This window comes from Nostoc sp. FACHB-888, from assembly GCF_014696655.1.
Classification (GTDB): domain Bacteria; phylum Cyanobacteriota; class Cyanobacteriia; order Cyanobacteriales; family Nostocaceae; genus Nostoc.
Genome location: NZ_JACJQM010000320.1, coordinates 1 through 3405, shown reverse-complemented (window position 1 = coordinate 3405; position 3405 = coordinate 1). Strand labels below are relative to the sequence as shown.

The window sequence follows — 3405 nt, the reverse complement described above, 5'->3', positions numbered from 1 at the left end:
CCAGCCAATAACTATTACCAGTATTAATACTTAATAGTATGAATATTCTTAGTAACTATTTTTGTATTATTTATAATACTTTTTGAAGTGCGGAAGATGGGATAGTAAGATTTATTATTTGGCAAGCGCGGAAATTTTACCACAATAATAAGTGGTTAAGTTTTATCCTGATGGCAGTAACATGGGTGATGTTATTTGGGAGTTTTCGGTTTATATCGATAGGTTACTTGTTAATGCAGTGGCTAGTTGATTAAAGCAAGAGTAGCCCATTGTTACAAAAGAGTAGTTGTAACAGTTGCCTGCTACGTGACGATAATTGTTGACGATAACGAAGGGATTAACCCGATATTCTCCAGCAAGTGATAAAACATACTTGACATCTGTGTCGGAAACATCGGCACTTGAGAGATAAATCTTTCCGTGACTGCTGCCCAAAACATTCTGTACCAGTTGTTTGAGGTTTTTGAGAACAGATACCCGACGCTTCTGCACTTCCGTACCAGAGTTGAGCAAATGCCAGAAAACTTGGTCACATTCATCAATAATTATGACATCATTTGCCCAGTCGTTAGGGTTGAATCGGGCTTGGCTCTCCTGATGCAGCGAATCCACACACACCCCATATTCTAATAATGTGCCTGTTTCATTCGTGCGAACTTCGGTAACATAGTTAATACCAAACCGATTACACAATGCCTCACCTAGTTGAAACGATGGGTGATAATTAAAATGTGGGATGGCGAGTATGTCGTTGGGTTGCAGCATCTGAAGTCCTTCAACTATCTGCCCCAGGAGTGTCAGCAGGTTCAGGAGATTAGCGGTAAGCGAAGCCATGCCGTTAGGCTTATCGCATCAATCGGGTGTATTCAGATTCGCTCTTTGGAGACAGTCAAAAGTCTGTTGCAGTCGTTGGGTAAGTTGAATCGTCCCTATCTTACTGTTGTGGAAGAAAAGTTATTGAGTGTTCTGGAGCTGGAAAGCAGTGATGAGGGTCATTCTGAAGGCTGCACAATTGAGTTGCTCTGAACACCGCCTAAAACAAGTTGAATTGCTGCCTGTGTGTAACGATTAATCATCTCCTGATCGAGGAAGTCTTGATCTGGATCGAGGTGTTTTACATTTTCATAAGCATTTGCATAAAACGTGCAGAGTCCAATAATGTTGAGTGTCGTCATCTGAACATCGACTTCTCGAAATATTCCTGAGTTCATGCCCCGTTCTAAAACCTTTGTAACCTGGCTAATAGGTTCTTGCCAGTTTGTGAGCTTGAAGTACCGTCCTTGATTTTGAATCGCCTCCTGAAATAAGAGCATTCCTCTACATCGATTTGATGTTTCATATTGAATTGTGGCGTGAATCAAAAACTTTAACGCTTGATCCGGCGGCAATTGATCCAAGTCAAGTTCCTGAAAAACATTGTGGAGTAGCGATGCTGGGCGTTGCAAAACAGCTTGGTATAACCCAACCTTACTTTCAAAATAATAGTAAATCATGCGTGGGGCGACTCCTGCCCGTTCTGCAATCGGATCAACTCTTGTACCGTGTAAACCATGCTGTGCAAACTCAATTTCTGCTGCATCAAGGATTTGCAGCTTTGTCGCTTCTGCATCACGAGTTACTCGATTTGACTTTGATAGAGAAGATATGTCTGAACGTCCCAATTGTTTTTACTCATTCTTCAGGGTATGCTCCCATCCTACCTGAGAATGGAATAAACGTTTAATTCATGCTTGACAAGCTGATAGATTCTGCTTCATGCTTATGGAATAAACGTTTAATTCATAATTTTCTTATGGCTCGATTTTTGATTGGCACGATTGCAGCAACTGGACACGTTAGCCCTGCTTTACCGATTGCTCAACAGTTGGTACAGCAAGGCCATGAAGTCTGGTGGTACACCGGAAAGGGATTGAAAGAAAAGGTGGAAGCTACAGGTGCAAATCATGTGTCGATCAGTCGAGGTATTGACTTGACAGTGCCAGAAACTATTCCGGCAGAGTGGATCGCACAAAGGAATGCCTTAAAAGGTTTTAACCAGTTTAAGTTCTATCTGAAGCACGGTTTTATTGATGCTGCGGTTACACAGCTACAGGATTTAACAAATATTCTGAAAGAGTTCCCGGCTGATATTTTGCTCTGTGATGTCTTCTTCTTAGGAATATCATGGCTTCATGAGAAAACAGGATTACCCTGGGCAGCATTCGGTATGTCAGCTTTACCCTTCAGCAGTCGAGACACTGCGCCTTTTGGTTTAGGGTTGCAACCCGATTATTCACCCTTGGGACAACTGAAGACGCGCGGTTTGAATTGGCTGTTTAGAAATGTACTCATGAAAGATGTAACGCGTCATCTTGATCAAACGCGAGAAAGTGTTAGCCTATCTGCAAAAAAGCAAGATTTTTTCAGTGCTGCTCTATCGCCATTTCTATACTTACAGGGTACAACGCCATCTTTTGAATACCCACGCCGCGAGCTTCCACCTCAAGTTCATTTCATTGGAACCTTTCTTCCACCAGTACCCACAAACTTTTCCGCTCCATCTTGGTGGGCAGACCTCAATGCTAATAAACCCGTAGTTCATGTAACACAAGGAACGGTTGCAACACAAGCCAATGATCTACTAGTGCCAACCATTCAAGCCTTAGTCGACGAGGATGTGTTAGTAGTTGCGACAACAGGCGGACAACCAATTGAAGCAATTAACCTTGATCCCATTCCTGCAAATGTTCGGATTGAGTCTTTCATTTCTCATACCCATCTTCTTCCTCATGTTGATGTGATGGTTACAAATGGCGGTTTTAACGGTGTTCAGATCGCTTTAGCAAATGGCGTTCCAATGGTTGCAGCCGGGCAAACGGAAGAAAAACCAGAAATTTGTGCGCGAGTTGAGTGGTCAGGTGTAGGAATCAATCTTAAAACCAGTACGCCAACACCTACTCAAATTCGTAATGCAGTGAAAACAGTGCTGGCATCACCACGCTATAAACAAAAGGCACAGGAAATGAAGATGGAGATTGATTTATATAATTCTCCTGTTATTGCAGCAGGGTTATTAGAAAAACTGGCAGCGACAAAGCAACCCGTTCTCAGCAAATAGGTTACGAATGTGTAGATGCAGTATACCAATCCACTTGCACCCGACTATTCGGAAGTTATCTGCGGCGGGTGAAGCGGAACGTTAGGCAACCCATTCCGGTTATATGTGAAATGTTAATCCGTCACGATGTAGCTCCTGACAATTATCTCGCTAACGAAGCAGATTATCCTGCTGTTTTTCCAGGGCAAACGCATCTAAATATTGACGAGCCTGAATCAGTATGAAATACACCAAGACTCAAACTACATAAGGCTTTGAGGAAATTAAATCTCACTCAATATTAAAATGATAATCATTGTGAGGGGGAG

At 42.4% G+C, this 3405-nt stretch carries 4 protein-coding genes; 2 read left to right on the top strand and 2 right to left on the bottom strand.

What is annotated here, in order from left to right:
* Positions 1-210: 210 nt before the first annotated feature.
* The gene (locus H6G26_RS40015) at positions 211-834 is read right to left on the bottom strand and encodes a hypothetical protein (RefSeq protein WP_347242602.1); all 624 of its coding nucleotides are present in this window, start codon (positions 832-834) and stop codon (positions 211-213) included.
* 158 nt (positions 835-992) lie between these two features.
* The gene (locus H6G26_RS40010; protein ID WP_199327287.1) at positions 993-1661 is read right to left on the bottom strand and encodes a TetR/AcrR family transcriptional regulator; all 669 of its coding nucleotides are present in this window, start codon (positions 1659-1661) and stop codon (positions 993-995) included.
* Between the two features lie 131 nt (positions 1662-1792).
* On the opposite strand from H6G26_RS40010, the gene H6G26_RS40005 reads away from it, so the two are divergent.
* Together H6G26_RS40005 and H6G26_RS42230 are read left to right on the top strand one after the other, a co-directional pair.
* A complete protein-coding gene (locus tag H6G26_RS40005) occupies positions 1793-3097 on the top strand; it encodes a glycosyltransferase (RefSeq protein WP_190737493.1) in 1305 nt (434 codons plus the stop codon).
* A 68-nt stretch (positions 3098-3165) separates the two neighbouring features.
* Positions 3166-3321 (top strand): hypothetical protein, encoded by a 156-nt coding sequence (locus H6G26_RS42230; protein WP_206757594.1) that lies wholly within the window; start codon positions 3166-3168, stop codon positions 3319-3321.
* Positions 3322-3405: the final 84 nt, after the last annotated feature.

Coding starts and splice junctions, on each gene's coding strand:
- H6G26_RS40005 (WP_190737493.1), top strand. CDS start 1,793: ATGGCTCGATTTTTGATTGGCACGATTGCAGCAACTGGACACGTTAGC.
- H6G26_RS40015 (WP_347242602.1), bottom strand. CDS start 834: ATGGCTTCGCTTACCGCTAATCTCCTGAACCTGCTGACACTCCTGGGG.